Raw genomic sequence first — 24,755 nt, 5'->3', positions numbered from 1 at the left:
CGAGCAGGCATGCTGAAGTCGCGGTAGGGGGCGGCGGCCGTGAGTGGGCCGTTCCCCTACCCGCGCTCCCCCCTACGGCCTGGCGGCCGTGGGAAGTAGCCCCCGCAACCGGGGCAAGCCCCGGACCGCGTTACGGGCTTCGCACGGTGTCCTCAAACTCACTCCGGGCTTCGCCCCCGGGCCGCAGGGGGCTGGTGTCGCACAGCGAATCCAGCCCCCTGCCTACGGCCTGGCGGCCATGGGTGGGCCCCGGCAAAGCCAGGTGATGTCCGGGAGTTTGAGGCGCGGGGTCCCGGGGCGGCGCCCGGTTCGGGAGGAGGGGTAGGGGAACAGCGCCGCGCAGCGGCCCCGCCCCCGTCAGAACATGCTCAGCAGCTGCTCCACCGTCGGTTCCGCGGTCCCCTTGCCGTCCGGGAGCGGGAGTTCGAACCAGACCGTCTTGCCCCGTGGTGTACGCCGTGAGCCCCATGACGTGCTCAGCAGGCCGACCAGCTGGAGGCCGCGGCCGCCCTCGTCCGTGTCGCGGGCGCGGCGGCGGCGGGGCTGGACCAGGCCCGCGTCCCAGACCTCGCAGACCAGCGTCCGGTCCCGCAGCAGACGCAGCCGGATCTCCCCCTCTCCGTACCGCAGTGCGTTGGTGACCAGCTCGCTGACGAGCAGTTCGACGGTGTCGACGAGCGCCTCGAGGTCCCAGGCGACGAGCTGCGCGCGGGCGAGTTCGCGGGCCCGGCCCACGGAGCGCGGTTCGCGCGGCAGACGCCAGTCGCCCACGGACTCGGCCGGCAGGCCCTGGATGCGTGCCATGAGCAGGGCGATGTCGTCCTCGCCGTGCCGGGTGTCCAGCGTGTTCAGCACGTGGTCGCAGACGTCCTCCAGCGGCCGCCCGGGCTCGGTGAGCGCGGCGCGGAAGGCGTGCAGGCCCTCGTCGAGCGGATGGTCGCGGGACTCGACGAGGCCGTCGGTGTACAGCGCGAGGAGCGCCCCTTCGGGGAGATCGACCTCCACCTCCTCGAAGGGCTCGCCGCCCACCCCGAGCGGCATCCCAGGCGGTACGTCCAGCAGGAGCGCTTTCTCGCCCGGCTCGACGAGGACGGGGGGCAGATGGCCGGCGTTGGCGAAGGTGCAGCGCCGGGTGACCGGGTCGTAGACGGCGTACACACAGGTGGCGAGATAGACCTCGGAGAGGTCGGCCTCCCGCGACCTGGGAATCTGGTGCGGGACCTGGGCGCCTCCCGTGGAGCGACGGAGCTGTGAGGGGTTGCCGGGGCTGCCGAGGCCGCGGGCGATCTCGTCGAGCGCGGAGAGCACCTCGGCCGGTTCCAGGTCCAGCAGCGCCAGGGTCCGTACGGCGGTGCGCAGTTCTCCCATGGCGACCGCGGCCCGCAGCCCGCGGCCCATCACATCGCCGACGACGAGGGCGGTGCGGTGGCCGGGGAGTTCGATGACGTCGAACCAGTCGCCGCCCACCTCAGTGGCGGTGGTGCCCGGCAGATAGCGGCAGGCGATGTCCAGTCCGGCGGCCTCGGGGTCGCCGGGCGGGAGCAGGCTGCGCTGGAGGATCAGCGCGCGCTCGTGCTCCCTGCGGTAGAGGCGGGCGTTGTCGATGCAGACGGCCGCGCGGGCCGCGAGCTCGACGGCGAGGGCCCGGTCCCGGTCCCCGAAGGGTTCACTGCCCTTGGTACGGGCGAACTGCACCAGCCCGACGACGGTGTCGTGCGCCACCATCGGAACGGCGAGCGTGGACTGGACGAGGCTGCCGTCGCGGCCGGGGATCGTCCGCAGGCTCGCGGTCCGAAGGGCGTCGGCGCAGGGCGAGTTGAACGGGTAGCGATGGACCTCGCCGACCTGGGTGGGCCCACCGCCCTCGGGCACGCAGTCGGGGGTGGTCATCAGGGGCGCGTCCGACACGGCACTGGCGAAGGCGACCCGGCGCAGTTCGGCGCTGCCGCCGCCGTAGCTCTCGGCGTGCGGGGAGGCGAACTGCCCGGGCGGTGCCTCGTCGCCGGTGAGCAGGCCCTGGTAGAGGTCGACGGAGGCGAGGTCGCAGAAGCCGGGGACTGCGACGTCGAGCAGTTCGCGGGCGGTGGTCTCCAGATCGAGGGAGTTGCCGATGCGGGAGCTCGCCTCGTTGAGAAGGGCGAGATTGCGCCGGGCGTTGGCCGCCTCACGGGCCGCGATGTGACGGTGTGTGACATCGATGCCCAGTCCCGCGACACCGACGGGCCTGCCCGATCCGCCGTGCACCCGGTAGAGGTTGATCGACCAGTGCCTGCGTTCGGTGCTGCCGGGTGCAGTGCCGACGATCTGGAGGTCGGTGACGGCCTCTCCGGTCTCCAGGACGCGGCGCAGGGCGGCATTCATCCGCTCCGCCTCAGGGCGGGAGAGGTAGTCGTCGACGGTGCGTCCGCGGTGCTCCTCGGCGGCGCCGCCGAAGACGGTGGCGAAGCGCTCGTTGGCACGCTGCACCGTGAGGTCCGTGCCGAAGAGCAGGAAACCAAAAGGAGATTGACCGAAAATGGCCTGCGATGCGGCGAGATCGCTCTCGATCCGGCGCAGTGCGCGCACATCGACCACGATGCACAGCGCCGCCTGTTCGCCGCGGTCGGTCTCGCTCGGCATCACATAGATCTCGGCGAGTCCGTGGGCGCGGTCGCGCCCCGGCACACGGAAGGGGACGAGACCGGTCCACTCCTTGCCGTCCAGGATCTCGGCGACCGTGCGGTGACCTCGCGGTCTCAGGTCGGCCGGCATGAAGACCTCGACCGGGTCCTTGCCCCTGACCTCCTCGGCGGTGATGCCGAAGAGCTCCACGGCCCGCCGGCTCCACTGATCGACGAGCCCGTCCGGGCCGATCGAGAAAGACGCGACCTTGATGTAGTCATAGATCGAGCCAGGCGCGCTGCTCTGCCACATGGCACCGCTCGCCGTCTCAGGTATCTCGCTCACGCGACCGTCCCCTCCAGCTCACCGCACCGGACCGGCCATGACCGCAGTATTCAGCACTACGGCTCCGACCGGCACGGCGTTCACGATCACAGAGAGGTCTCGTTCGTTTTCGGCCGAGTCCCCCGTGATCGTCGTCCCTCCAGACACCTAACCAGTAAGGGCCAGCTCGAACCACACGGTCTTGCCGGTCCTGCCGCGCCGGGTACCCCAGCGACGGGCCGTGCAGGCCACCAGTTGCAGTCCTCGGCCACCCTCGTCGTCGGGGTGCGCGGACCGCTCGGTGGGGGGATCCGGCAGCGGATCGGACACCTCCACCAACAGCGTCGGCGCTGCGCCGTTCTCACTCGGCCGGAACATCCGCAGACCGATCGGGCCGGAGGTGTACCGCTGGGAATTGGTCACCAGCTCGCTGACCAGCAGCACGGTCACATCGCCGACGGCGGCGTCCAGGCCCCATGACCTGAGGGTTTCGCGGACGGCGTGGCGTGCGGCACGCACGGCGTTCGGCTGCGCCGGGAAGGTCCACTCGGCGCATTCGCCTTCGCTGCCGGTCACGCCGATCACACCCCATACAAGCACGGGAGAAATAACCCTTTTGATGGGTTTAATCAGCACATACCCGATATTGAGGGCCGAGTACCACGGCACGAGCGGGACGAGGGCACGGCGGTCCGGGCGCATGTGGCGCGACCCGCGCCGCGCGGCCCCGAGCCGCGCGGCGCCCGGCCTGCGGAAGGGCGTCGGCGCGAGGGCGCGTCGCTCAACTCCCGCGTACGGGCCCGGTCGAGCCGCACGCCTGTCGCCACTCCGGCGGTGGCGTGCAGCCCCCGCCCCGGAACCGGCCGCCGAACATCGGGTGCCGGGCCGACACCTCAGCCCCGCACCACACCACCACCCGACCGCGCCGACAGCACGCGCCCCGACCCGGCGGCCGGACACCAGGGGGCCGGGCCGACACCTCAGCCCCGCACCACACCACCACCCGACCGCGCCGACAGCAGGCGGGCGGCCTCCGCCACCGCGGGCCGGTCCTCGTCGAGCCAATCGACGTCGCCGCTCTCGTGGGGTGCCAGCCAGCGCAGCTCGTCATGATCCTGCAGGGCCCGCGGGCGGCCCGAGACCAGCCGTACCGTCCACACCTGGAGCACATAGCCGGGCTTCAGCGGCCACTCGCCCGGGATGCGCTCCATCGGCTCGGTCTCCACGCCCAGCTCCTCACGGAGCTCGCGCACCAGCGCCTGCTCGGGACTCTCCCCCGGCTCCAGCTTGCCGCCGGGCAGCTCCCAGCGGCCGGCCAGCTCCTCGGGGGCGCTGCGGCGGGCGGCGAGCAGCCGCCCCTGGTCGTACACGGCCCCGGCCACCACCACGCGATCCTTCATGCGCCGGAGCGTACTGCGCCCGCCGGTCCGCCCGATCCGGGCGATCGCCCCGCGCGCCCGGGCGGCGCCGTGACGCTTGCCGCCGAGCGTGACGTCAGGGGCCCGTCTGCCCGATGCGCTCCACCCAGTAGAGCTGCTTGTGACCTCGGCCGTCGAGACTGTCTGCGATCTGCTGGGCCTCGTCACGGGTGGCATAGCGGCCGACGCGATAGCGGTTGCCGTTGTCGTCCTGCCGGATGACCTGCCAGGGGAGCGCGGCGCCGACGTCATTCATCGCGAACCTCCCCGACTCGCCCCGCACACTCGTAAGTTGGTACCTGAAACCCCACTCAGCATATGCCTGAGCGTACGCCTGACCTTCACTGAGCGGATATGGGTTTTCACGAAGAGGAACCGGATGGGGGCGTATCCGGCTGGATACGCCCCCCATGTCGCCTGAAATGTGCGGGTGCCCCCGCGCCCCCATCCCTGCCGTACCGAACAGCAGCCGAGCGGAGCCGGGGCGCCCTCAGTCGGCCCGCAGCGTTGGCACCGGAATAAGCACCGACCCCGCGCCGGTTCCTTGCGGCAGGTGCGTCGCCGCATCCGGCGTCGAGGAAGCAGCACGGCGAGCAGATGGGTCCGGCGCGGACGGGGCGGTCGGCGATGTCGGGGAGCTCGTAGGCCGCCTCGCAGACCGTGCGGTCGTGTGCGGCGGGCGTTACGGGCCCACGGCCGCGGTTGACACGCCGTCACCGCACCGGGGCCTACACCCTCACTTCACGGGGAGGTGGTACGCGACGCGGTAGCGGTCCGCCGGGACGACCACGTCCGCCGTCTCGACCGCGCGCCCCGACGCGTAGTACGTCCGCTCGATCACCATCACCACATGGCCGGGCACGCCGCCGAGCGCCAGCAGCTCCTCCGCGAGGCCGGGCCGCGCGCCGACCTCCTCCACCACGTTGTCCACGACGACGTCGATGGCGGCCATGCGCTCGACGACCCCGCAACCGCCGAGCGGGCCTTCCTCGGGGAGCATCACCGGGGTACGGCCCGTGACCTCCAGGGGCTCCCAGGAGGTGGAGAGCATCATGGCCTCGCCCGCGTCCCGGTAGAGATAGCGGGTGCGCATCACGCGGTCGCCGAGCTGGATACCGAGGCGGGCGGCGATCTCCGGGCTCGCGCCCTCCTGCTCACTGCTGGACTCCCAGGTGCCCCGGGCCCCGTCCTCCGCCTGCTCCTGGCGGAACGGGCTCGCACCGGACGGCGGCCGGAAGCCGGAGCGTGCCACCCGCCGGGGAACGGGCCTCTCGCGCACATACGTCCCCGATCCGGACCGGCCCTCGACGAGCCCCTCAGCCATCAGCACCTTGCGGGCTTCGAGAGCGACGGTGTCCGAGACGCCGTACTCCTCGCGGATGCGTGCCTGCGAGGGCAGTCGGGTGTGCGGCGGCAGCGAGCCGTTCACGATCTTTTCCCGTAGATCGCTCGCAACGCGCAAGTAGGCGGGCTGCTCACCGAATGTCACTGGCCACTCCCAACAGATTGACAGTCTGCAACAGCCTGACAACCGTGGGTCGTTGACCGCAAGTGTGGGCCAAAGTTTCACCCGAAGTGATGATTTGCCGGTGGAGGGCGGTTTACTGCCGGTACGTCAGGGCCCGGACCCCGACCCGTTGGGCGTCGGCGCCGTCCGCGGACCCGCGGCCTCGCAGTGTGCTGGTGAGCTTCCCCTCGGTCGCTGGGTAGGCGCAGGTCACCGTGTGATCGCCGAACCCCCCGCCGGACGGCGAGCGGCGAACAACGGGGACGTACGGACGCGAAGAAGGGGCGGCCGCGAGCGGCCGCCCCTTCCGTCCGTCCGTTTCCGGACGAGGGTCAGGTGATCAGGGCCGACTCAGAACTGCAGCGACCAGGCGTCGATCCGGCCCGTGTCGTAGCGGGCGTTGTCGTTCACCCGTAGCTTCCAGGTGCCGTTCGCGACCTCGGACGACGCGTTCACCGTGTAGGTGGTGATCACGTTGTCCGCGCTGCCGCCGGACCCGTAGGCCTTCAGGTTGTAGACCGAGCCGTCGGGGGCGACGAGGTCGACCTTCAGGTCACCGATGTAGGTGTGCTTGATGTCGACCGAGACAGCCAGGTTGGACGGCGCGTTGCCCGTGACACCGCTGACGGTGATCGGCGACTCGGTGGTGGCGAAGTCGTTGATCGCGTAGTCGCCGGTGTTCTCGAACTTCGCTCCGGGCGGGGTGGTGCTGCCGCCGCCCACGTACAGCAGGCGGTTGGGCGAGCCGGTGCCCGGGTTGCCCACCACGCCGGAGGTGGCGGCGGCGGTCAGGGCCGAGGACACCTGGGCCGGCGTCGCGGTCCTGTTGTCGGCCAGGTACAGCGCGGCCGCCCCCGCGACGTGCGGGGTCGCCATCGAGGTGCCGGAGATGGTGTTCGTCGCCGTGTCACTGGTGTTCCACGTCGACTTGATCGACGAGCCAGGGGCGAAGACGTCCAGCACGCTGCCGTAGTTGGAGAAGCTGGAACGGGCGTCGGAGCTGGTGGTGGAACCGACGGTGATGGCCTCGGAGACGCGCGCGGGCGAGTAGTTGGAGGCGTTGGATCCGTCGTTGCCCGCCGCGACCGCATAGGTGATGCCGGAGGCGATGGAGTTGCGCACGGCGGTGTCGAGGGCGGTGTCGACGCCGCCGCCGAGGCTCATGTTGGCGACGGCCGGCTTGACGGCGTTCTGCGTCACCCAGTCGATGCCGGCGACGACCTGCTCGGTCGTGCCCGAACCGGAGTTGTCGAGCACGCGGACGCCGACGATCTTGGCCTTCTTGGCGACACCGTGGGCGGACCCGGCGACGGTGCCGGCGACGTGCGTGCCGTGACCGTGGCCGTCCTGCGCCGTGTTGTCGTTGTCGATGGCGTCGTAGCCGTAGGAGGCGCGGCCACCGAAGTCGCTGTGGGAGACGCGTACGCCGGTGTCGATGACGTACGCCGTCACACCCTGGCCGGCGGTGTCGGGGTATGTGTAGCTCTGGTTGAGCGGCAGCGCCCTCTGGTCCACCCGGTCGAGGCCCCAGGACGGCGGGCTCGGCTGCGTACCGGAGATCTTGAAAACGCGGTTCTGCACGACGGAGTCCACGGCCGGGTCCGCCGCGAACTTCTTGGCCTGCGCCTCGGTGAGCTGCACGGCGTAGCCGTTGAGCGCGGCGTCGTACGTCCGCTTGATCTTCGCGCCGTATTCGGCCGCGAGAGCCTTGCCCGCCTTCGAGCCCGCGTCTGCCTCGGACTCGTCGAGTGTGACGATGTAGCTGCCCTTGATGGCGCCGGGGGCACCGGCGTTCTCGATGACGCCTTCCGGGGCCGGCTCGGCCGCGATGGCGGGAAGGGCGGAGACCGTGCCGAGTGAGAGTGCGGCGACGGCTATGGCGCTGGCCGCGGCGAGTCTTCGCCGCGAGTCACGCATCACAGACATGTGAGGGGTCCTCCTCATAGGTGGTGCGCTGCTGTGGGGGTCATGACAGACGAACGGCAGGGGCATGCCAACGATTCGATATCAACGCGGCTGCCCCCCTTGCGCGTCTGCCGAGCGAAAGATTGGCGGATCCATAGGAATCGCACAAGAGGCCGGGCAGCGGCGAAACGTGGGCGTCATACGGGCGCCGCACGGCTGCCACGCGGCTGACATGCTGGCGGCTATGACGTCCTATCGCTGCCCCGATTGCACGAGTTACTGGCCGGTCGATTCTGCCACCTGGTGCTGCCGTGACTGCCGCGGCCCTCTGGACCTGGACTTCCTCGGCTCGGCCGTTCCCCGCGTACTGCCGGCGGGCCGCGCCAATTCACTGTGGCGTTACGAAGAGGCACTGCCGCTGTCCGGGCCGGCGACCACCCTCGGCGAGGGGCGCACCCCGCTCGTTCCCCTCACGGCGAACGTGTCGGCGAAGCTCGACTTCGTCATGCCGACGCTGTCGTTCAAGGACCGGGGCGCGGTCATGCTGGCGGAGCTGGCCCGCCGGCTCGGACCGCGCCGCGTGATCGCGGACAGCAGCGGGAACGCGGGCACGGCCGTCGCCGCGTACTGCGCGCGGGCGGGCCTTGCGTGCACGGTGTACGTCCCCGAGGGCACGTCAGCGAAGAAGACCGAGCAGATCCGGGCGCACGGCGCCCGCCTGGAGGTGGTCCCCGGCGACCGCGAGGCGACGGCGTCCGCCGCGCGGGCCGCGGCCGACGAACCCGGCGTCTTCTACGCGAGCCACGTCTACAACCCCTACTTCCTGCACGGCACCAAGACCTACGTCTACGAGCTCTGGGAGGACCTCGGCGGTCGGCTCCCGGAGGCCATCGTCGTACCGGTCGGGAACGGCACCCTCCTGCTCGGCGCCGCACTCGCGCTCGACGAACTGCTCGCGCACGGCCTGATCGATGCCCGCCCCGCGCTGGTCGCCGTCCAGGCGGAGGCGGTCTCCCCGCTGGCCGCGGCCTTCCGCGCGGGCGCGGACGACCTCGCGGCCCCCGCTGGCCCGGGACCGACCCTCGCCGAGGGCATCGCGATCCCCAACCCGCCGCGCGCCCGGCAGATCCTGCGCGCGGTCCGGGAGTCGGGCGGCGAGTTCCTGACGGTGACGGAGGACGAGATCCGCACGGCCCAGCAGGACCTGGCGGCACAGGGTCTGTTCGTCGAATCGACGGGCGTGGCGTGCTGGGCGGCCACCGGTTCGTGGACCCACCGCACGGCGGTGGTCCCGCTGTGCGGGGCGGGCCTGAAGACAGGGATGGCGCGGTAGGGGCGAAGCGGTCTGTGGCCCCTGCCCCTGGAATTCGCCGGTTGGGGTCAGGGGCCACAGCGCGTGCGGGGAGCGAGGCTGTCCTGTGGGGCGGAGCAGTCACCGATCGCGATCCGTCCGACAACCGCTCACCCGCGGGCACCCTGGCCTGCCCCACCCTCGCCACACCGAAGACAACGAGGTACAGCTGTCCAAGTCACCGGCATTGGTCCTGGAGCCCCTGGGCGAACCTGGCGTTCTCGCGGCGCTGGAGGATGACGCGGTTGGTGGCCTTGTCATGGACGATGACGGCTGCGACCACCAGGGGCGTCGAGCCGAGCGCCGGCTTGAGGCTCGGGGGCTGTCGTCGGTCTGCTGGGCCAAGGGACTCCCCTCGCCGGGCGGGTTGTTGGTCATGTTGGGCCCAGGGCCCCGGCGGCCTTCACCCAAGCCACCTCACCCTCGTGCGGGATTGTGCTGCCCTCTCCATTGGGCGTACCAAGGCACCGCAACGTTGGTCCGGTCGCGGAATTGACGAACACCATGAGAGCTAGGCAGGCACGGCCTGCGGGGAGCCGGCTTCATCCGCCGACCACTGCTGATTGCGGACGAGGTCCTGGTACTGCGGGCAGCGGGCGAGCAGTTCCTGGTGCGTTCCGGCATCCAGGGCGTGACCGGACTCCATGATCAGCACGTGATCGGCATGCTGCACGGTGGACAGACGGTGGGCCACGACGATCACGGAGCGGTCCTGCGCAAGCCGCGTGACCAGGTCGCGCAGACGCTGTTCGTTGATGCTGTCCAGTTGCGAGGTGGGTTCGTCCAGCAGGACCACGTCGGCGTCGGTGAGCAGTACGCGCGCCAGGGCGAGGCGCTGGCGTTGTCCGCCCGAGAGGTCCGTCGCACGTCCGAGGAGCGTGTCGAGCCCGTCGGGGAGCCGCAGCACCTCGTCGCGCAGCGCCACGGAGTGGAGGGCGTTGAGGAGTACGTCGTCGCCAGGTGCTGCGTCGCAACCCAGCAGGAGGTTGTCGCGCACCGTCCCTTCGAGCAGGGTGAAACTCTGGTCGACGTAGGCCACACGCCGACGGAGGTCGTTCAGCGGCCAGTCCTGCACGTCATGCCCCAGGACGCGGATCGTGCCCTTGTCCGGATGCACGAATCGTTCGATGAGCGTCAGCACCGTGGACTTCCCCGCTCCCGAGTGCCCGACGAGCGCGGTGAGCCCGCGGCGGGGGGCCGAGAGGGTCAGGTTCCCCAGGACCGGCTCGTCGTCGTAACCGAAGGCGATGTCGCTGAATTCGACAGCGGGTGCACCCTCGGCCGGCACGGGGGCGGTGGTGGCCGTGTCGCCGGCTTCCTGGGGAAGCGACAGCAGCTCGTCGAAGCGCGTGCGGGCGGCGAGCCCCGCCTGCAATTGGCTGATGCTGGAGGCCACGATCGCGACTGGAGCGACGAGTTGGAGCAGGTAGAGAAGGAAGGCCGTGAAGTCCGGCATGGACAGATTGCCGGAGGCCATCCTGGCGCCGCCACCGAGAATGATGCTGACGAGGGCGATCTGCTGTCCGAGGCCCATCACGGGGCCGATGAGTGATTGCAGCCGGGCGCTGAAGAGCGTCGATTCCGTCAGCCCGGTGGCGTCCTGGGCCAGGGAGGCGGTCGCGTGTTCCTCGGCTCGGTACGCCTTGATGGTAGGCAGCGCGGCGAGTGTGGCGGTGAAGCGCTGAGCCAGTTCGCCGAGGGCTGTCTGCTGGGCGACGATGCTGCGTCGTACGCGGACGATCACCAGGCCGATGACAGCACCGGCCAGGGCGAAGGACCCTACGGTGATCAGGACGAGGACCCAGTCGAGCACGCTCATGACGACCAGGGTGGCCAGGACGGTAATGATCGACAGCGGAAGCTGGATCGCCCCGACATCGATCACCGAGCGCAGCATCATCGCGTCGGAGGTGACACGTGCGACGAGGTTGCCCGGACCTTGGGTTCGGACCTCGCGCAAGGGAAGCCGCATGGTGTGGTCCATGACGCGCGAACGCAGCCTCAGGATCATCTGTTCGCCGATACGGGAGAGCAGATAACCGGACGTGGTCGCCGACAGTGCTCCGGCGATGGCGACTGTGGTCATCAAGGCGACCGGCACCAGCAGTCCCCGGGTTCCCGAAAGTGCTTCCACGAGGTCTCTGACCATCAGTGGTACTGCCAATGTCGCGGCCGTCGATATCAGTGCCAACAGGGCCGCGAATCCCAGCTGCAGGCGGTCTCCACCGGCGAGATATGCGCCCAACCGCAGTCCCGGGGCAGATTTGTTACGGGCGACTGGCATTCGCTGTTCCACCTCGTGTGAGAATTTCCGGGATTCACGAGTTCATCCGTATCGCGATGGCGGCGGCGATGGTGATGGCCCCTGTCAGGCATCGGGCGCCTGGGTACGAGCCAGTCCACCACACGCTCGCGCGAACAAAGTAACGACAATTCTTGATCCTTCGGCGCTGCACCGAGGGAGGTGCCCCCGTTCCTGTGAATTGGCCCAGTCCCGGACACCTCAAAGTTGGCGTTGCGGCGCGGCCCCTTTCGGGCGGTGGTCACCGAGGCCGATGGCTGCCTGTAGCGTGACCGGACGTCAACCACCCGGATTTCCCGGGTCTGTTGGGTGCAGTGGTTGGTTCAGAAAGTCGGCGAGAGAGAGAAGGAACGGGCATGTTCAGCAAGAAGGAAGCGCATCTGATTGCGCTCAGCGACCTCGGCGACGCTCGTGATGCGGTGCACCAGGCCTTGTCGGATGCCCCCGCTGACGAGCTCCCCGGACTGCGGCGCGCGGCGCGGATCCTGGACGACCTGGCGGAGCGGGCCGGCGAGCCGCGGCTGCGTTGGGCCCGGGGAATCCTTGAGCGTGAAGGCATCGACCCCGTGAGCCATGAGGTGTCGGCCATACGGGCCTTGCGGCTGGAGCTCCCGGGCCTGAGCCTGACGGCCGCCACCGAGCTGGCGCGGGAGGTGAAGTCGGCTCAGGAGAGGTGACCGGCCGCTTGCGGCCACCGCTGCGAGAGCCCCTCCGGGATCCCGTCCGGAGGGGCTCCCGCATGCCCGTGGCCTGCTGATGGAAAGTACTTGCCATGTTGGAAAGTTCATGCCAGGGTGGAATGCGTAAGCGCCCCTCGTCGACACCAGAAGCCGGAGAACCGATGAACACCTCAGGAGCGATGCAGCCGAGCGCAGAGTCCGCCGCGGCGGCACTGCGCGGCGCGCGTGCGGCGCAGACCGCGGCTCGGCGCCCCCAAGTGGTGCCTGGCTGGTATCCCGCCACGCACGGGCTGTTGCTCGCCGCGGGATTCACCGGCTTCGGCGCGGCCCGCATGTGGCCCCAGTGGCAGGGCTGGTTCCTCGCGACAGCCATGCTCTGCTCCGTCGGCTTCCTCGCGGTGACCTGGATCATGATGCGCAGCTCCGGGATTGCTCCCTGGTTCGACCGGCGCGAGCCGGGGGCGTCATGGCGTTCCTGGGGCTCGCCCCTCGTGCCATTCGTCGCGGGCCTCCTGCTGGCGATCCCCTACGGAACGGCCGGCTGGTTCGTAGGGTTCGGCGTGGTCGCCGGGGCCGGGTCTTGGGTCGGGGCCGCCCGTCGGCGTGCCCGTGCTCTGGAGTCGTCGTGAACCGTGCGGACGTTCCCGGCCTGGACAAGGAGATCCATCATCCGACCCGGCTCACCGTGGCGGCGTTCCTCTCCGGTTGCGCGGAGGCCGAGTTCGGCGCGGTGCGGGACTACTGCGGGGTCACGGACTCCGTGATGAGCAAGACGGTCGCGGCGCTGGAGAAAGCCGGCTACGTGAGTGTGCGGAAGGGGTATCTCGGTAAGCGCCCCCGGACTTGGGTGGCGCTCACCCTGAACGGCAGGCAGGCGCTCGCCGCGCACCTCACCGCGCTCGAAGCCCTCGCGGAAGCCTCTCGGAGGGCGGGCGCACGTGGGCCGGCCCCTGGCCGCGCCGAGGATGAGGAGAGTTAGGGCCCCTGTCCGGACAGGCAGAAAACACCGCTGGGTGCCTGGGGGGAGTCAGGCACCCAGCGGTGGGTGTGAATCTGCGGGCGGGAGCTGGTTCAGCAGCCCCAGTTCGCCGTGGCCGAGACGCCGGCGCCGCTGATGGCGCTGACAGCCGCGCCGCAGCCGCCGCTGGAGCCACCGATGAAGCTCAGGACGGTCGGCGTGATGGCCGGGGCGTCGGCCGACACGCCGGCGCCGAACTCCTCGGCGTTGGTGTAGGCGGTGTAGCCGGCGAGGAGCTGGTCTGCGGTGTTCATGAGAATCCTTTACTGAACGCTATGGGAAAGTGCGAAATACTTCTGCCCGAATGTCCGCCTTCTTCAGGCGGGCACCCACCGGGACAATCAGCTGTCGCTGATCAGCAGCCCCAGGCCTTGGTGCTGGCGATGCTGCCCGCGGAGGCACCGAGGGAGAAGTAGATGCACTCGGGGGAGGAAACCGTGGTGATGGTGGGCGTCGCCGCCGGGGACTGGTTGTCCGCGCTGGCGCCGAAGTCCTCGGCGGTGGTGTAGGCGGTGTAGCCGGCGAGGAGCTGGTCTGCGGTGTTCACGGCGATCCTTCACTGATCGAGTTTCAGGGCGGGTTCTTCCTGCCCTGTCTCTATTCGATCGCATGGACTGCCCGGAACGCCACGGAAAAATTATCGTTGATTGGCTCGCCCGCCTTCACGACCTGCGCGTTGTCTCCCCTGGCCACAACAAGTGGCTCACTGAACGGACCTGTCAAAGATATGCCCCGGTACAACTCTCGGCATGACGGGGACTCGCTGCGCAGTAATACAGGAAGCAGGAATGCATGCAGCCCCCACCAGGAAAGGTGAGGGCTGCACGGCTGTGAGCGCCTTGAGGGGTCGATCATTTCTTATCGGGTGTCCGGCGTCGGTGTTTCCTCAACGCCTGCCATACGTTCAGTTCAAGGCACACCTCTCCGAGAGCGGTCTTGAGCTCTGTCATCTCTGCGACGAGCCGGCTCTCCCCCAGAGGCGGGCGGTGTGCGTCGGCCCCCTGAAGTCCCAGCAGTCCGCCTTCGATGAACGCCTCACGCCATTCCTCGATGGCCTGCTCAGAGACCGTGCGCCGTCCGGCTGCCTCGGCAACCGATTCCCGGCCCGAGATGACGCTCAGGACGATGCCGACCTTGTCTTCGACGGAGAGTGCCTGGGGCGGCGGGTCGTACGTGCTGTCTTCCATCCGCTCACGGCCTGGTGGTCATACCAGGCCGATTCCCGGCAGCACCGGAGAGTCCAGATTCCGGGCCGGCATCAGCGGGTCCGTCCCGGCGTTGAGGAACGCCTCGGCGACGACGGCCTCGCGTGCGACGCCGTCGGCCCGGACCGCGTGTCCGACCAGGGCCTCGGCGAGAACTTGGCAGCGATGTTCGCCGAAGCTCAGCTTGCCCTTGCCGGGCCGCGGGTCGTCGGGCTCCCAGGCCGCACCCACCCCATCGGCCACCCGGCGGACGAACGGGGAGGTGGCGGAGCCCAGACCGGGCAGTCCTTGGACGGAGGCCGCGATCTCGCCTGCCGCATGCCAGGCATCCGGGCCGAGATAGACCACCAGGGCGTCGCGGCGCGGGAAGTGTTTCAGGGACGAGGTGACCTTGGCCCGGTAGCGGAGCTCCAGCTCCTCCATCCGCGACAGCACCGTCCTCCAGGCATCCGGGGCCGACTCCGCGTCGGTCAGGTGTATGTAGAGGCGCAGCATCTGGGATCCCGTGACACGTCCGCGGGAGCCGTCGGTCAGGAAGAACCCGGTCGAAAGGGCGGGTCGCGGCGCCGGGATGTGAAGGGTGACGAGATCGGAGTCCGCGTCCGGCAGCCGGTCGGCGATGCGATCGCGGGGGATGCGGACCCGCAGGCCGTCGAGCCGGACTATCACGCTGTCCGCCCCGGGGACATCGCTGAGCACGGTCGCCTGGACGAGCGTGGTCCGGTGGGGCATAGCGGCGAAGAGCCGCTGGTCGAAGTCGTCGTCGCGCAGGCTTCGTTGCCGGGTGGTGTCGCCCTGCTCCGCCATGCCGGCATGCAGATTCTGGTAGAAGAGTCCGCCGAGCTTCTTGGCGAGGTCGCCTGGGGTCTTGGCGTCCAGTTCCTCGTCTCCGACGACGGCGGTCAAGCCCCCCTCGGCGACCTCGATCTGTCCGAGCTCCTCGGAGATCTCGGGAGCGATGAGCCCAATGGCGCTCGTCATGAGGTGCCTTCCAGACCGAGTACGGAGGTGAAGTTCTGCGGTGCCAGCAGCACCGTGCGTCCGATGCCGGCGGCCGCGCGGTCGCCGGCCGTCAGCCGGGTTCCGAATTTGGCACCGGCGAGCATGCGGTCGATCATGTGCCAGCCGGCGAAGGCCGCGACCCGGGTCATGAAGCCTTCCTCGGTCGTGGCGCGCGTTTCGCGGTACCCACCCCGGAACGCTTCGATCCGGGGGCGCAGACGGTCTATTTCGCGGGCCCCGTGGGCGAGGATGTCCTCGTGGGACGCCTCGCGGCCGAAGCTGTACCCGGGGTCCTCACTGATGGACTTGGGGATGCCCTGGATCGCCCGGTACAGCCACTCGCCGACGAATCCGCCGACGTCTCGGGCGGCGTCGCCGAAGCGGAATTCCTCCCAGTCGGTCAGATAGAGGTCATCACCGGCGAGTAGGTACTGGTCGAGTCGGACGTCGCAATGGGCGGGCACCATGGGCGCGTCCGCTTCCCGGCGGCGCAACTCGTGCAGGGACGCGATCAGTTCGGTGTCCGGCTGGAGGAGTGCCCAGGACTCGACTTCGGCGAAGGCGGAGTGGATGTAGACCGGCATCGACAGCGCATCGAAGTCGTCCATCGGCGGTGTCGGGTGGGGGGTGCTGTCCAGGGTTCCGGTCTCGAGCGACAGCGAGTGCAGGACTCCGAGGATGCGGCCGGCCCTGCGGCACATGTCGTCGTCGAAGTCGTCGTCGGCGGACAGTTCCGACCCGGATCGGGCGTCTTCGAGCCGCGTGAAGGCGACCAGACGCTGTTCCTCGTCCGACCCGAGCAGTTCGGGAGCCCGGAGTTCTGTTCCGCTGAAGCGTGACGCGATCTGCTCAAAGGCCATGATGCGGTGGAACCGCCGCAATACGTCGGCGGGTTCGCCGCCGACCCGCTTGACGAACACCCTGGCGCCGGTGCTGGTCGTACCGGCCCAGTTGTCATTGCGGCCGATATGGGCGACGACGGTGTCCGGGTCGAAGCGGCCCAGACCGAGCCGTTCGAGGAACATCTCGACCTCGGGGGCCTTCTCCAGTTGGACCGGATCGAAGCGGGCGCGGGTCAGCGAGGGCTTCGATTCTTGATCTGTAATCACGATCACAAAGCGTAGGGACGGCCGGGTGGGCCGACAACAGATGGCTCATCTATCGTCCGTTGTTGTTTTGGGGGAGGCTGCCTAAGGGGGGAGATGGCCGTCGGTACCGGTGCGGCACGGCTCTGCGGACCCAAAGTTACGGGTTTTCTGTGACCTTTTTGCCGGTGTCCGGATCCCATAAGGTACCCGGCATGTCCACTCCGATCCTGCAACGCTTCACGCTGCCCAACGGTCTGCGGGTAGTTCTCTATCCGATATCAGGCGTTCCGGCTGTCGGCGTCAGTGTTCACTACGACGTAGGTTTTCGGTCCGAACCCGAGGGTCGCACCGGCTTCGCCCACCTCTTCGAGCATGTGATGTTCCAGGGCAGCGAGAGCGTTGACCGGATGGAGCACTTCGGACATGTGCAAGCGGCAGGCGGTACCGCCAACGGATCGACGCATCAGGACTACACGGATTTCTACCAAGTGGTTCCGTCAGCCGCTCTGGAGCGAATTCTTTTCCTCGAGGCCGATCGGATGCGCGCGCCGAGACTGACGGAGGAAAACCTGCGGACCCAGGTGAACGTGGTCAAGGAGGAGATCCGGCTCAATGTTCTGAACAAGCCCTATGGTGGCTTCCCCTGGACAGTGCTGCCGGGCCTGCTGTTCCGAACCTATCCCAATGCGCACAACGGCTATGGGGATTTCACCGATCTCGGGCGGGCCACGGTCGACGAGTGTGCCGCGTTCTTCGATGCCCACTACGCGCCGGGCAACGCCGTCCTGACGATCGCCGGCGACATCGAACCTGCGCGGACCGCCGAGTTGGTCCACCGGCACTTCCAGGATGTGCCGTCGCGGCGACTGCCCCCGGCCGTGGACCTGAGCGAGCCGGCACCCGATCAGGAGCTCAGGGGGGAGCACCTCGACCCCCATGCGCCGATGCCGGCCACAGCGGTCGGCTACCGCATGCCGGACCCGCTCTCCGACCTCGACGCCTATCTGGCCCACATGGTGCTCTGCGTCGTCCTCACGGGTTCGGGCGAGTCGTCCAGGCTCAAGCGCCGGCTGATCCATGGCGCCTCCCCGCTGGTCACGGATGTGAGCACCGGCTGCGGTCTCTTCGGTGCTCTGGAGGCCCGCGATCCCGAGACGTTCCTGTGCGTCGCGACGCATCCGCAGGAGACGTCGACCGACCTGTTGCTGGACGTGCTGGACCGCGAGCTCGAGGACTTGGCGGCGAAGGGCCCCGCCGAGGCGGAGCTGATGCGGGCCACGGCGTTGAGCAGCGTGAGCATGCATCGCAAGGCCGACATGTTGCTGGCGCGGACGCGCGTCCTCGGTGCGCAGGAGGTGCTCTTCGGCAGAGCCGAGCTGGTGGACGAACTGCCCGGCCGGCTCGCCGCTGTCACGGCGGAAGACCTCGCGCTGGCCGCCAAGTCGCTGCGGCCGGACGCACGCGCCGTGCTCAGTCTCCGCCCCGCTCCGTAGCTGATATCCCGCCCGAGCCTGTCAGAAAGCTGATCCATGATCGATACGCCTTTGGTCCGCGCTTCCTCGGGGGAGCCTGCCCGTACCCATCGCAGCGCCGAGGAGATCGGCCGCACCGCTGCCGGCCCCCGCGCGCTGCCGGCCCTCGATGTCCGCAGGCGCTACACCTCGCCGGCGATGGTCGACACGGTCCTGCCCAACGGGCTGCGGGTGATCGCCACCCGGCATCCGTCGATCCCGATGGTCGAGATGCGGATGTCGGTGCCCTTCGCCGGTGCCACGTTCGAGCACGCGGCCACGGCCGAGGTGCTGGCCACCACCTTGTTCCGTGAGGGGCCTCCCTCCCGGGAGCGCACGGACGCGGCAATGGGCCGGCACGGTGTCACCCTGGCCGCCAGTCGCTCGTCCCGGTGGCTTCACATCTCCGGATCGGCGCCCGGGCACGCGCTGGGCACGCTGCTCGGCACCCTGGCCGACGCGCTGACCCACGGCTCCCCCGACGAGGAGGAGATCCGCCAGGTACGTCTCCGGATGGTGCGTCAGATCTCCGTGATCCGGGCGCAGCCGCAGGTGATTGCGCAAGAGGCTCTGCTGGCGCTTTGCTACGGAGAGATGCCCGGTCTGCAGGAGGTTCCCTTCGCTGCGCCGGTGGAAGCCGTCACGGCCGAGTCGGTACGGGTGTTGCACAGCGCCCTCGTACGTCCACGAGGGACCGCGCTGGTACTGGTGGGGGACCTCGATCCGGAGCGGGCTGTGGACCTGGTGACCGCTGCAACCGAAGACTGGGGCGGTGCCGGGACGATCACGGCGCCGGCGACGCTCCCGCCGGCGCCCGGCGGGCGGGTCGCACTCGTGCCCCGGGCGGACGCGGTCCAGTCGCAGATCAGACTCGTCCGCCCTGTGGTGGCACGCACCGACGACCGTTTTCCCGCTCTGAGTCTGGCCAGTCTGGTATTCGGTGGCTACTTCTCCTCACGTCTGGTCGCGAACCTCCGTGAAGTCAAGGGGCTGGCCTATCGTGCGGATGCGGGTTTCCAAGACCACCTGGACCGGCTGGTTGTCGGTATCGAGGCGGACACCGCTACGGAGGCGACTGCGCAGGCCTACCGTGAGATCCGCGCCGAACTGGGGCGTATGGTCGGTGACCCGCCGTCCGCGGCGGAGATCGACGCGGCCCGGGAGTACACCATCGGTATGGCGATGCTCGCTCTGTCCTCCCAGGCAGGGTTTGCCACCAGTGTGATGACGGCCGTTTCCCTGGGGCATGAACCGGAGCGGGTGACCACGTTCCCGGAGCTCCTGCGCACCGTCACTCGGGGCCAAGTCGCCGAGGCAGCACGGGAGTTCTTCGATCCCGATGCGTTCAGCGGGGTCATCGTCGGCGATGAGGACAAGCTTGCCTCCCTGTTGAGTGCGGCGGGCGGAGGCGGCGGCACAGTGAGCGCCTCATCGAGCTGATTCCGGGCAACGCCGTCCCGAGGGTGGATGGTTCGGAAAGTCCGTATTGGGCAACCTCAAATAAGGCCCAAGTTTGTTGCCCCGCATAATGTGCCAGTTATATGATCTTGGTGTCGTTACGCGTTCCGTGCGCGACCGACGGGCTTCACTTGAAAGATCGACCGAATCTTTCCAACGGGGAAACTGTGAAATTATCAGAAGAGATTCGACCGCTGCTTGTGAACGGATTCACGACTGTTTGAGCTGCGCCTTCAGGCGAAATGCCTGGACCTGGTCTCGCAGTCGTCGCGGTTCACGAGGGGATACGCCGGTGGAGCGGGATGACCTCCGCTCCACGCGGCACTCCGCAAATCTGACGCCAGGGTTGCCTGTCGATCGGCGGGCCCCTGCGGGTGTTGAAATGGAGACGAGAGGCGATGTCACGCCCTCCGGTAATGCCAGCTGCCGAAAAACTAAAGATCGTCCTGGGGGTTCTGTCGGGGGAACACACGATCGCCGAATCCGCCCGCCGGGCCGGCGTGTCCGAACAGTCCGTGGGGAATTGGAAGCGACAATTCCTGGATGGCGGACGCACGAGCCTCGAAGGAGGGGCCTCACGCATCGCCCAGCGTGAGCGTGATCTCCTTTCCGAAATCACGGAACTGAAGACGGCACTGGGTGAGGCGTATGTCCAATTGAGAGTACGGAGAAAGTCGGGCGAATACCGCACCGTCCCTTTTCAGAACTCGAGGCAATCAGAGAGGACGCCAGGATCAATGTCTCGAGGTTCTGCGAGATCTTGGGAATCCCGCGGCGAACCTACACGCGCTGGAAGATGAAGCACACGCCCTCAGCCCGGCGCGGCTGAGGCCGGCTGAGGCCGGCTGAGGCCGGCTGAGGCCGGCTGAGGCCGGCTGAGGCCGGCTGAGGCCGGCTGAGGCCGGCTGAGGCCGGCTGATCCGGATATCCGAAACCCCCTGGCGGCGACTGCCGCCAGGGGGTTTCGGTGTCCTTGCGGTGCCTACAGGACCGAAAGCGAGCCGGGCAGCGCCTGCGCGCCGTCCTCATCGATCAGCTCCGCGATCGACGAGGCGTACTCGAGCAGTTCGGAATGCCATCCCATGTACGCGGCGAAGTCGTGCGCGTGAGTGAAGATCCGCAGCGCAGCCGCGCGCCCCGCCGCCACCCGGTCGGCCGGCGCACCGTACGCCTGGCACAGCCCGCCGAGAGCGGCCTGGTAGTCCCGCGGGTCCATGACCAGGCCCGGTGTCCCGCGCAGGAGCGTCATCCGCCATTCCGTGAACTCTCCCAGCAGCCAGCCGAAATCGAAGTCCGCTGGCCCGCGTGCCACGTCCTCACCGGTGAGCAGGCAGCCGCTTCCCGGCCCGCTCCCCGCGATGACCGATCCCAGACTCGGCGCCCCGTGCAGGAAGACGCCGTCCGCGAGATCGGAGGCCAGCGACTCGCACCAGCCCTCAACGTGGCTCCACCGGGCAGTGCCGAGCCGTCGGCGGACCACAGTGTGGAAGGCCGTCGCGGCCCGCGGTCCTCTGCCGTGACGCATCCATGCCGCCAGCCGGGCCGGGCCCGGCGGCCCGGACGTTGCGAGGGAGGGATCCGCGGTGTGGAGCAGACGCAGGCCACGGCCCGTACTGGCCATGGCCGAAGCGACGCGCGCCGGAGTGAGGCGGGGATCGCTCCCCACGCAGAGCTTCGCCACTGCGACCGGCCCAGGGACCCGGTAGAGCAGGGCGTCCCCGACCACCTCCGGGAGCGCCAGGAACGGGTTCGTCGGCTCCAGGGAGCGGATCGCGGAGCGGACGGGAGCGCTGGGAGGGGTCAGGGGTGCCGGGCGGTCGGCGCCCGACCGACGGACCCACGCATAACCGCGGTCGTCCGCGTGGACGGCTGTCCGCAGGAAGCCGGTAGCGAATTCCTCCACCGGAGGCGCGGAGGTACCCGTCACTGCGCGCCCCGGTGCTCCGCGCCGCCGGCCGCCAGCCGCGCCCGGAGGCGTTCGAGCGCGGGTACGACCTCGGGCAGCGGGGTGGCGACGGCGGCGTCCATACGCCCGGTTGTCACGCTGAAACCGGGCTGCGGGGGCACCACGGTCACGTTGGGGCGCTGTTCGAGCGCCGCGACGTGTTGCCGGTAAGCGAACGATTCCACTCCGGAGGGCGGCAACGCCGGAGCGACGGCGATGGGTGCCTGGGTGCATTGCAGGGCGAGCATGAGGGGCGTGTCGGCGACGCCGAGCGCCAGGCGGCTGACGAAGTGGAACGTTGCCGGGTGAACCACGACCGCGTCCGGCCACTGCGCGAGCTCGACGTGACGAGCGCCCACTTCGGGCTCGTCCGGCCACACGTCCCGCAGTACCTCGTCGCCGGCGAACGCCGTCAGCGCGGTCCGCGTGACGAACCGTTCTGCGGACCGGGTGACCATCGTCCGCAGCTCGACAGCGGGATACGCGGTCCGCAGCCAGTTGACCCACATCGGCATGAACATCACCCCGATGGCGCCGGTTCCGACGAAGAGCACCCTGCGGGCACCGAATGCCGGCGCCGATCCCGCGGGCACTTGTGTCGCTTCAGCCATGGAGCCGGTCTTCGGCCGCGAGAATCTCCTGGAGATCGGTCATGGTGGCGCCCAGCCCTTCCGTATGGATCACGCCGGCCGGATTCAGCACGACCTCGTCCACGCCGTTGAGCCGGTAGCGGTGGAGTTCGGCCGCGATCTCGTCGGGCGTCCCGGACACGAATACGCCCGCGTCCACCAAGGCGTCCGCCCCCGCGTCCGGATCGTCCGCGTACGCCTGCACCCCCGCCCGGCGCAGCATGTCGGTGTAGTGGGCGGCGCTGAGATGAGCGCCCGCGCCCCGGCGGGCCGCCAGGCGGATGTCACGACCGGGCCGGGCGACGGCGACATGGACCACGGTCGCGACACGTGGTGCCTTGCGGCCCGACTCCGCCGCACCCTCGGCCAGTGCCGGCACCAGCGTGTCGGCGACGTAGTCGGCGGGCGTCATCCAGGTGACGGCCACGTCGGCCACAGCGCCTGCCATCCGCGCCATCCGCGGGCGCAGCACGCCGAGGCCGAGTTCGACCGGCGGGGCATCCAGGGAGATGAGTTGCGCGTCGATGGAGTGGTACTCGCCGTCGTGGCGCGCCAATTTGCCGTCGAGCAGCTCCCGCATGGAGGTCATGTACTCCCGCATCGCGGTGAGGGGCTTGGCGTAGCGGGCCGGCAGCAGGGATTCCTGGAACTCCGGGGCGGCCGGGCCGATACCGGCCACGTACGGTGCACCGGTGAGCGCGGCGACGGAGCGCGCCTGCACGGCGGCGTCATAGGGGTGCCGCAGGGGCGCGAGGGTCACTCCGCTGCCCATGGGGATCCGTAGTCCCATGCCGGCCAGGGTCGCGAAGAGTTGGTGCGTGTCCAGGCGCAGGGACTGCCCGAGCCACAGCCTTCCCGAACCACGGCGTTGCAGCAGTCGGGCGACGGGAAGGATCTGCCCGGTGTTCGTGGGCTGGATCGGGTACATGATGCTGGTTCTGTGCTGGGGGGCCATGGTCTTTCATCCCTCAGTAGGAGCGTTGGCCGACGAGTTCGCGGCGCGCCGTCAACCGGCTCCCGGACTCACGGCGTGAGGAGTTGAGCAGGAGCCGGGGGGCGAGCAGCAGGCCGAGCAGGATCCAGCCGCCGAGAACACCGAACGTCTCCCAGTGCTGCCACGCCTGACCGGTTTCGGCGACGACCGCGCTGTCCGGCAGCAACGCCGAGCGAACGCCCTGCGCGATCCACTTGAGCGGGAAGACCTGGCCGATGACCTGCAGCCACTGCGGCATGCTCGTGACCGGGAAGAAGATTCCCGAGACGAAGAGCAGTCCGATCATGGGGATCATGACCCAGGCCAGCGCCTGGCGCGGATTGGGCAGAACGGCGCCGACTGCCGCGCCGATCAGGGCGAGGGCGACCAGACCCAGGGTGATGACCCAGAGGAGCGTGCACCACTGGCCGAGACTCTGCGGGAACCCGGAATCGGTGATGGCTGCGCCTCCGACGAGGAGGACCACGGCGCTGAGGACGGCGATCGTGATGACCATCAGGGTCTTGCCCACGAGGTAGGCGAACATTCCGCCGGGTGTGCCCCTCAAGCGCAGCAGCGTGCCGTCCTCGCGCTCCGTGGCCAACTGCTGCGGCAGCCAGACCATCGCGACCAGGAGGAGCAGCGACGCCACGCCTCCGGCGATCACCATTTGGGAGGACGCCACCGAGCTGCCCGGGATGTTCCCGGTCTGCAAGGACGCGGTGAAGAGGAACATGGCCGGGTTGCCCAGATGCCCCAGATACTCACGCGGGGTGCGCACGGTCTGCCGCAGTTCGGTCTTTCCCCGGTGCAGCCCAACGACGAGGGCCTGTCGGCTGATCACGCTTCCTCCTGGTGGAGCATGCCCAGATAGGTGTCCTCCAGCGTGGGCCGGCGCACCTCCAGGTCGGGGATCGGTCCGCCGAGCCGGGTGTGGAGTTCCCACACCAGACGGGACGGGTCGTTGGTCTGCTGGTGGTGCCGCTCTCCGGCCTCCGACCAGCGGACCTCTGCGTCCGCCTGTATCTGGGCGGCCAGTTGGTCGATGGACCCCGAGGCGATGAGTCGGCCCCCGACCAGCACCGCGATGTGATCGGCCAGTCGTTCCGCCTCGGCGAGATCGTGGGTGGTGAGCAGGACGGTCATGCCTTCCACCGAGCTGAGCCGTTCGACCAGTGTGTGGAAGTCGCGCCGCGCCTCGGGGTCGAACCCGGTGGTCGGTTCGTCGAGGAAGAGCAGTTCCGGCTTACCGATGATGCCCAACGCGACGTCCAGGCGCCGCCGCTGGCCGCCCGACAGCTTCTGGCACTCCTGGCCTGCCTGCTCGGTCAGCCCGACGGTGTCCAGCAGCTCCTGCGGTTCGCGGGCGCCGGGGTAGTACAGCGCGAAGTGCTCGACCAGATCCTGGACCCGCCAGCGGGCATGGTCGCGCCAGGACTGCATGACGATGCCCACCCGGGCCCGCCACGCGTCTCCGGCGTTCTCGGGATCGGTCCCCAGCACGCTGACGTCGCCGCTCGAACGGCGACGGAACCCTTCGAGGATCTCAATCGTGGTGCTCTTCCCCGCCCCGTTCGGGCCGAGCAGCGCGAGCACCTCGCCGCGCTGTACGTCGAGGTCCACTCCGTGGAGTACGTCGCGTGACCCATAGCGCATCCGCAGGTTGCGGATGCTGATCGCGGGAGGAGCTGTGCCGGAGGACGGCGCCGCTGCCAGCGGCGCTGCTGCGGGAATGACCATAGTGCTGGACACTAATGTCCGGATGTTCTCCGCACGTGCCTGCAGAGGAGGTTGGCCCAGGTGCCGACTGCGTTTCCCGGGGCGTGTTTCACGGCTTC

General features: G+C 69.2%; 24 protein-coding genes and 1 pseudogene. 7 read left to right on the top strand and 18 right to left on the bottom strand.

All coding sequences use genetic code 11. The features are described from left to right. Positions 1–357: 357 nt before the first annotated feature. The 6 genes from ACH5AF_RS22130 to ACH5AF_RS22105 all read right to left on the bottom strand — a co-directional run bounded on the left by ACH5AF_RS22130 (position 358) and on the right by ACH5AF_RS22105 (position 7,776). Positions 358–2,913, bottom strand: a complete 2,556-nt coding sequence (locus ACH5AF_RS22130; RefSeq protein WP_398903678.1) for a SpoIIE family protein phosphatase — start codon at positions 2,911–2,913, stop codon at positions 358–360. A 180-nt stretch (positions 2,914–3,093) separates the two neighbouring features. Continuing rightward, on the bottom strand, positions 3,094–3,510 hold the full coding sequence (locus tag ACH5AF_RS22125) for an ATP-binding protein (protein ID WP_398903676.1): 417 nt from the start codon (positions 3,508–3,510) through the stop codon (positions 3,094–3,096). Between the two features lie 395 nt (positions 3,511–3,905). Then, positions 3,906–4,325, bottom strand: coding sequence for a (deoxy)nucleoside triphosphate pyrophosphohydrolase (locus ACH5AF_RS22120; RefSeq protein WP_398903433.1), 420 nt, complete (start codon positions 4,323–4,325; stop codon positions 3,906–3,908). A gap of 94 nt (positions 4,326–4,419) precedes the next feature. After that, a complete protein-coding gene (locus tag ACH5AF_RS22115; protein WP_398903431.1) occupies positions 4,420–4,599 on the bottom strand; it encodes an SPOR domain-containing protein in 180 nt (59 codons plus the stop codon). A 480-nt stretch (positions 4,600–5,079) separates the two neighbouring features. Then, positions 5,080–5,832 (bottom strand): GntR family transcriptional regulator, encoded by a 753-nt coding sequence (locus ACH5AF_RS22110; RefSeq protein ID WP_398903430.1) that lies wholly within the window; start codon positions 5,830–5,832, stop codon positions 5,080–5,082. Between the two features lie 369 nt (positions 5,833–6,201). After that, positions 6,202–7,776 carry a S8 family peptidase gene (locus tag ACH5AF_RS22105; RefSeq protein ID WP_398903428.1) on the bottom strand — a complete coding sequence of 525 codons (1,575 nt, stop codon included), beginning with the start codon at positions 7,774–7,776 and terminating at the stop codon, positions 6,202–6,204. 223 nt (positions 7,777–7,999) lie between these two features. Between ACH5AF_RS22105 and ACH5AF_RS22100 the strand changes: the two genes are divergently transcribed. Next, the gene (locus tag ACH5AF_RS22100) at positions 8,000–9,088 is read left to right on the top strand and encodes a threonine synthase (RefSeq protein ID WP_398903426.1); all 1,089 of its coding nucleotides are present in this window, start codon (positions 8,000–8,002) and stop codon (positions 9,086–9,088) included. A 208-nt stretch (positions 9,089–9,296) separates the two neighbouring features. Here the strand turns inward: ACH5AF_RS22100 and ACH5AF_RS22095 are convergent. Together ACH5AF_RS22095 and ACH5AF_RS22090 are read right to left on the bottom strand one after the other, a co-directional pair. Then, positions 9,297–9,484, bottom strand: a pseudogene (locus ACH5AF_RS22095) (DNA mismatch repair protein MutT); the annotation flags it as partial. 133 nt (positions 9,485–9,617) lie between these two features. Further along, positions 9,618–11,390 (bottom strand): ABC transporter ATP-binding protein, encoded by a 1,773-nt coding sequence (locus ACH5AF_RS22090; protein WP_398903425.1) that lies wholly within the window; start codon positions 11,388–11,390, stop codon positions 9,618–9,620. 374 nt (positions 11,391–11,764) lie between these two features. Between ACH5AF_RS22090 and ACH5AF_RS22085 the strand changes: the two genes are divergently transcribed. From ACH5AF_RS22085 to ACH5AF_RS22075, 3 genes are all read left to right on the top strand, one after another. Further along, entirely contained in the window at positions 11,765–12,085 is a 321-nt protein-coding gene (locus tag ACH5AF_RS22085; protein ID WP_398903423.1) for a hypothetical protein, read from the top strand. A gap of 164 nt (positions 12,086–12,249) precedes the next feature. After that, complete coding sequence (locus tag ACH5AF_RS22080; protein WP_398903421.1) at positions 12,250–12,717, top strand: hypothetical protein; 468 nt, start codon at positions 12,250–12,252, stop codon at positions 12,715–12,717. After that, positions 12,714–13,067, top strand: a complete 354-nt coding sequence (locus ACH5AF_RS22075) for a transcriptional regulator (RefSeq protein WP_398903420.1) — start codon at positions 12,714–12,716, stop codon at positions 13,065–13,067. Before ACH5AF_RS22080 ends, ACH5AF_RS22075 begins: the two co-directional genes overlap by 4 nt. A 92-nt stretch (positions 13,068–13,159) precedes the next feature. Here the strand turns inward: ACH5AF_RS22075 and ACH5AF_RS22070 are convergent, their stop codons facing one another. The 5 genes from ACH5AF_RS22070 to lxmK all read right to left on the bottom strand — a co-directional run bounded on the left by ACH5AF_RS22070 (position 13,160) and on the right by lxmK (position 16,422). Then, positions 13,160–13,360: an LxmA leader domain family RiPP gene (locus ACH5AF_RS22070; RefSeq protein WP_215178515.1), complete on the bottom strand. Its 201-nt coding sequence runs from the start codon at positions 13,358–13,360 to the stop codon at positions 13,160–13,162. A gap of 101 nt (positions 13,361–13,461) precedes the next feature. Next, a complete protein-coding gene (locus ACH5AF_RS22065; protein WP_215178513.1) occupies positions 13,462–13,653 on the bottom strand; it encodes an LxmA leader domain family RiPP in 192 nt (63 codons plus the stop codon). A gap of 304 nt (positions 13,654–13,957) precedes the next feature. Beyond that, positions 13,958–14,293, bottom strand: a complete 336-nt coding sequence (locus ACH5AF_RS22060) for a helix-turn-helix domain-containing protein (protein ID WP_398903418.1) — start codon at positions 14,291–14,293, stop codon at positions 13,958–13,960. A gap of 18 nt (positions 14,294–14,311) precedes the next feature. Next, on the bottom strand, positions 14,312–15,292 hold the full coding sequence (locus ACH5AF_RS22055; RefSeq protein ID WP_398903416.1) for a T3SS effector HopA1 family protein: 981 nt from the start codon (positions 15,290–15,292) through the stop codon (positions 14,312–14,314). Further along, positions 15,289–16,422 (bottom strand): class V lanthionine synthetase subunit LxmK, encoded by a 1,134-nt coding sequence (gene lxmK / locus ACH5AF_RS22050; RefSeq protein ID WP_398903414.1) that lies wholly within the window; start codon positions 16,420–16,422, stop codon positions 15,289–15,291. The genes ACH5AF_RS22055 and lxmK overlap by 4 nt, the downstream gene beginning before the upstream one ends. A gap of 191 nt (positions 16,423–16,613) precedes the next feature. Between lxmK and ACH5AF_RS22045 the strand changes: the two genes are divergently transcribed. The 3 genes from ACH5AF_RS22045 to ACH5AF_RS22035 all read left to right on the top strand — a co-directional run bounded on the left by ACH5AF_RS22045 (position 16,614) and on the right by ACH5AF_RS22035 (position 20,170). Beyond that, positions 16,614–17,894 carry a M16 family metallopeptidase gene (locus ACH5AF_RS22045; protein ID WP_398903411.1) on the top strand — a complete coding sequence of 427 codons (1,281 nt, stop codon included), beginning with the start codon at positions 16,614–16,616 and terminating at the stop codon, positions 17,892–17,894. Positions 17,895–17,930: 36 nt separating this feature from the next. Next, a complete protein-coding gene (locus tag ACH5AF_RS22040) occupies positions 17,931–19,352 on the top strand; it encodes a M16 family metallopeptidase (RefSeq protein WP_398903409.1) in 1,422 nt (473 codons plus the stop codon). Positions 19,353–19,768: 416 nt separating this feature from the next. Continuing rightward, the gene (locus ACH5AF_RS22035; RefSeq protein ID WP_308307399.1) at positions 19,769–20,170 is read left to right on the top strand and encodes a transposase; all 402 of its coding nucleotides are present in this window, start codon (positions 19,769–19,771) and stop codon (positions 20,168–20,170) included. A 182-nt stretch (positions 20,171–20,352) separates the two neighbouring features. Here ACH5AF_RS22035 and ACH5AF_RS22030 read toward each other — a convergent pair whose 3' ends face one another. The 5 genes from ACH5AF_RS22030 to ACH5AF_RS22010 are packed head-to-tail and all read right to left on the bottom strand — an operon-like array spanning position 20,353 to position 24,573. Further along, entirely contained in the window at positions 20,353–21,273 is a 921-nt protein-coding gene (locus ACH5AF_RS22030) for a hypothetical protein (RefSeq protein ID WP_398903407.1), read from the bottom strand. A 20-nt stretch (positions 21,274–21,293) separates the two neighbouring features. After that, the gene (locus ACH5AF_RS22025) at positions 21,294–21,926 is read right to left on the bottom strand and encodes a flavoprotein (protein ID WP_398903406.1); all 633 of its coding nucleotides are present in this window, start codon (positions 21,924–21,926) and stop codon (positions 21,294–21,296) included. After that, a complete protein-coding gene (locus ACH5AF_RS22020; protein ID WP_398903404.1) occupies positions 21,919–22,899 on the bottom strand; it encodes an LLM class flavin-dependent oxidoreductase in 981 nt (326 codons plus the stop codon). The genes ACH5AF_RS22025 and ACH5AF_RS22020 overlap by 8 nt, the downstream gene beginning before the upstream one ends. A 13-nt stretch (positions 22,900–22,912) precedes the next feature. Then, positions 22,913–23,761 carry an ABC transporter permease gene (locus tag ACH5AF_RS22015; protein ID WP_398903402.1) on the bottom strand — a complete coding sequence of 283 codons (849 nt, stop codon included), beginning with the start codon at positions 23,759–23,761 and terminating at the stop codon, positions 22,913–22,915. Next, positions 23,758–24,573 carry an ABC transporter ATP-binding protein gene (locus tag ACH5AF_RS22010; RefSeq protein WP_398903674.1) on the bottom strand — a complete coding sequence of 272 codons (816 nt, stop codon included), beginning with the start codon at positions 24,571–24,573 and terminating at the stop codon, positions 23,758–23,760. The genes ACH5AF_RS22015 and ACH5AF_RS22010 overlap by 4 nt, the downstream gene beginning before the upstream one ends. Positions 24,574–24,755 lie beyond the last annotated feature (182 nt).

Source organism: Streptomyces sp. NPDC018833 (assembly GCF_044390825.1).
Taxonomy (GTDB): Bacteria; Actinomycetota; Actinomycetes; order Streptomycetales; family Streptomycetaceae; genus Streptomyces.
This window is presented reverse-complemented; position numbering and strand designations above follow the sequence as displayed.

Coding starts and splice junctions, on each gene's coding strand:
- ACH5AF_RS22090 (WP_398903425.1), bottom strand. CDS start 11,390: ATGCCAGTCGCCCGTAACAAATCTGCCCCGGGACTGCGGTTGGGCGCA.
- ACH5AF_RS22105 (WP_398903428.1), bottom strand. CDS start 7,776: ATGTCTGTGATGCGTGACTCGCGGCGAAGACTCGCCGCGGCCAGCGCC.
- ACH5AF_RS22040 (WP_398903409.1), top strand. CDS start 17,931: ATGATCGATACGCCTTTGGTCCGCGCTTCCTCGGGGGAGCCTGCCCGT.
- ACH5AF_RS22035 (WP_308307399.1), top strand. CDS start 19,769: ATGTCACGCCCTCCGGTAATGCCAGCTGCCGAAAAACTAAAGATCGTC.
- ACH5AF_RS22020 (WP_398903404.1), bottom strand. CDS start 22,899: ATGGCCCCCCAGCACAGAACCAGCATCATGTACCCGATCCAGCCCACG.
- ACH5AF_RS22115 (WP_398903431.1), bottom strand. CDS start 4,599: ATGAATGACGTCGGCGCCGCGCTCCCCTGGCAGGTCATCCGGCAGGAC.
- ACH5AF_RS22080 (WP_398903421.1), top strand. CDS start 12,250: ATGAACACCTCAGGAGCGATGCAGCCGAGCGCAGAGTCCGCCGCGGCG.
- ACH5AF_RS22070 (WP_215178515.1), bottom strand. CDS start 13,360: ATGAACACCGCAGACCAGCTCCTCGCCGGCTACACCGCCTACACCAAC.
- ACH5AF_RS22025 (WP_398903406.1), bottom strand. CDS start 21,926: ATGGCTGAAGCGACACAAGTGCCCGCGGGATCGGCGCCGGCATTCGGT.
- ACH5AF_RS22085 (WP_398903423.1), top strand. CDS start 11,765: ATGTTCAGCAAGAAGGAAGCGCATCTGATTGCGCTCAGCGACCTCGGC.
- ACH5AF_RS22010 (WP_398903674.1), bottom strand. CDS start 24,573: ATGCGCTATGGGTCACGCGACGTACTCCACGGAGTGGACCTCGACGTA.
- ACH5AF_RS22130 (WP_398903678.1), bottom strand. CDS start 2,913: ATGTGGCAGAGCAGCGCGCCTGGCTCGATCTATGACTACATCAAGGTC.
- ACH5AF_RS22055 (WP_398903416.1), bottom strand. CDS start 15,292: ATGACGAGCGCCATTGGGCTCATCGCTCCCGAGATCTCCGAGGAGCTC.
- ACH5AF_RS22120 (WP_398903433.1), bottom strand. CDS start 4,325: ATGAAGGATCGCGTGGTGGTGGCCGGGGCCGTGTACGACCAGGGGCGG.
- ACH5AF_RS22045 (WP_398903411.1), top strand. CDS start 16,614: ATGTCCACTCCGATCCTGCAACGCTTCACGCTGCCCAACGGTCTGCGG.
- ACH5AF_RS22100 (WP_398903426.1), top strand. CDS start 8,000: ATGACGTCCTATCGCTGCCCCGATTGCACGAGTTACTGGCCGGTCGAT.
- ACH5AF_RS22060 (WP_398903418.1), bottom strand. CDS start 14,293: ATGGAAGACAGCACGTACGACCCGCCGCCCCAGGCACTCTCCGTCGAA.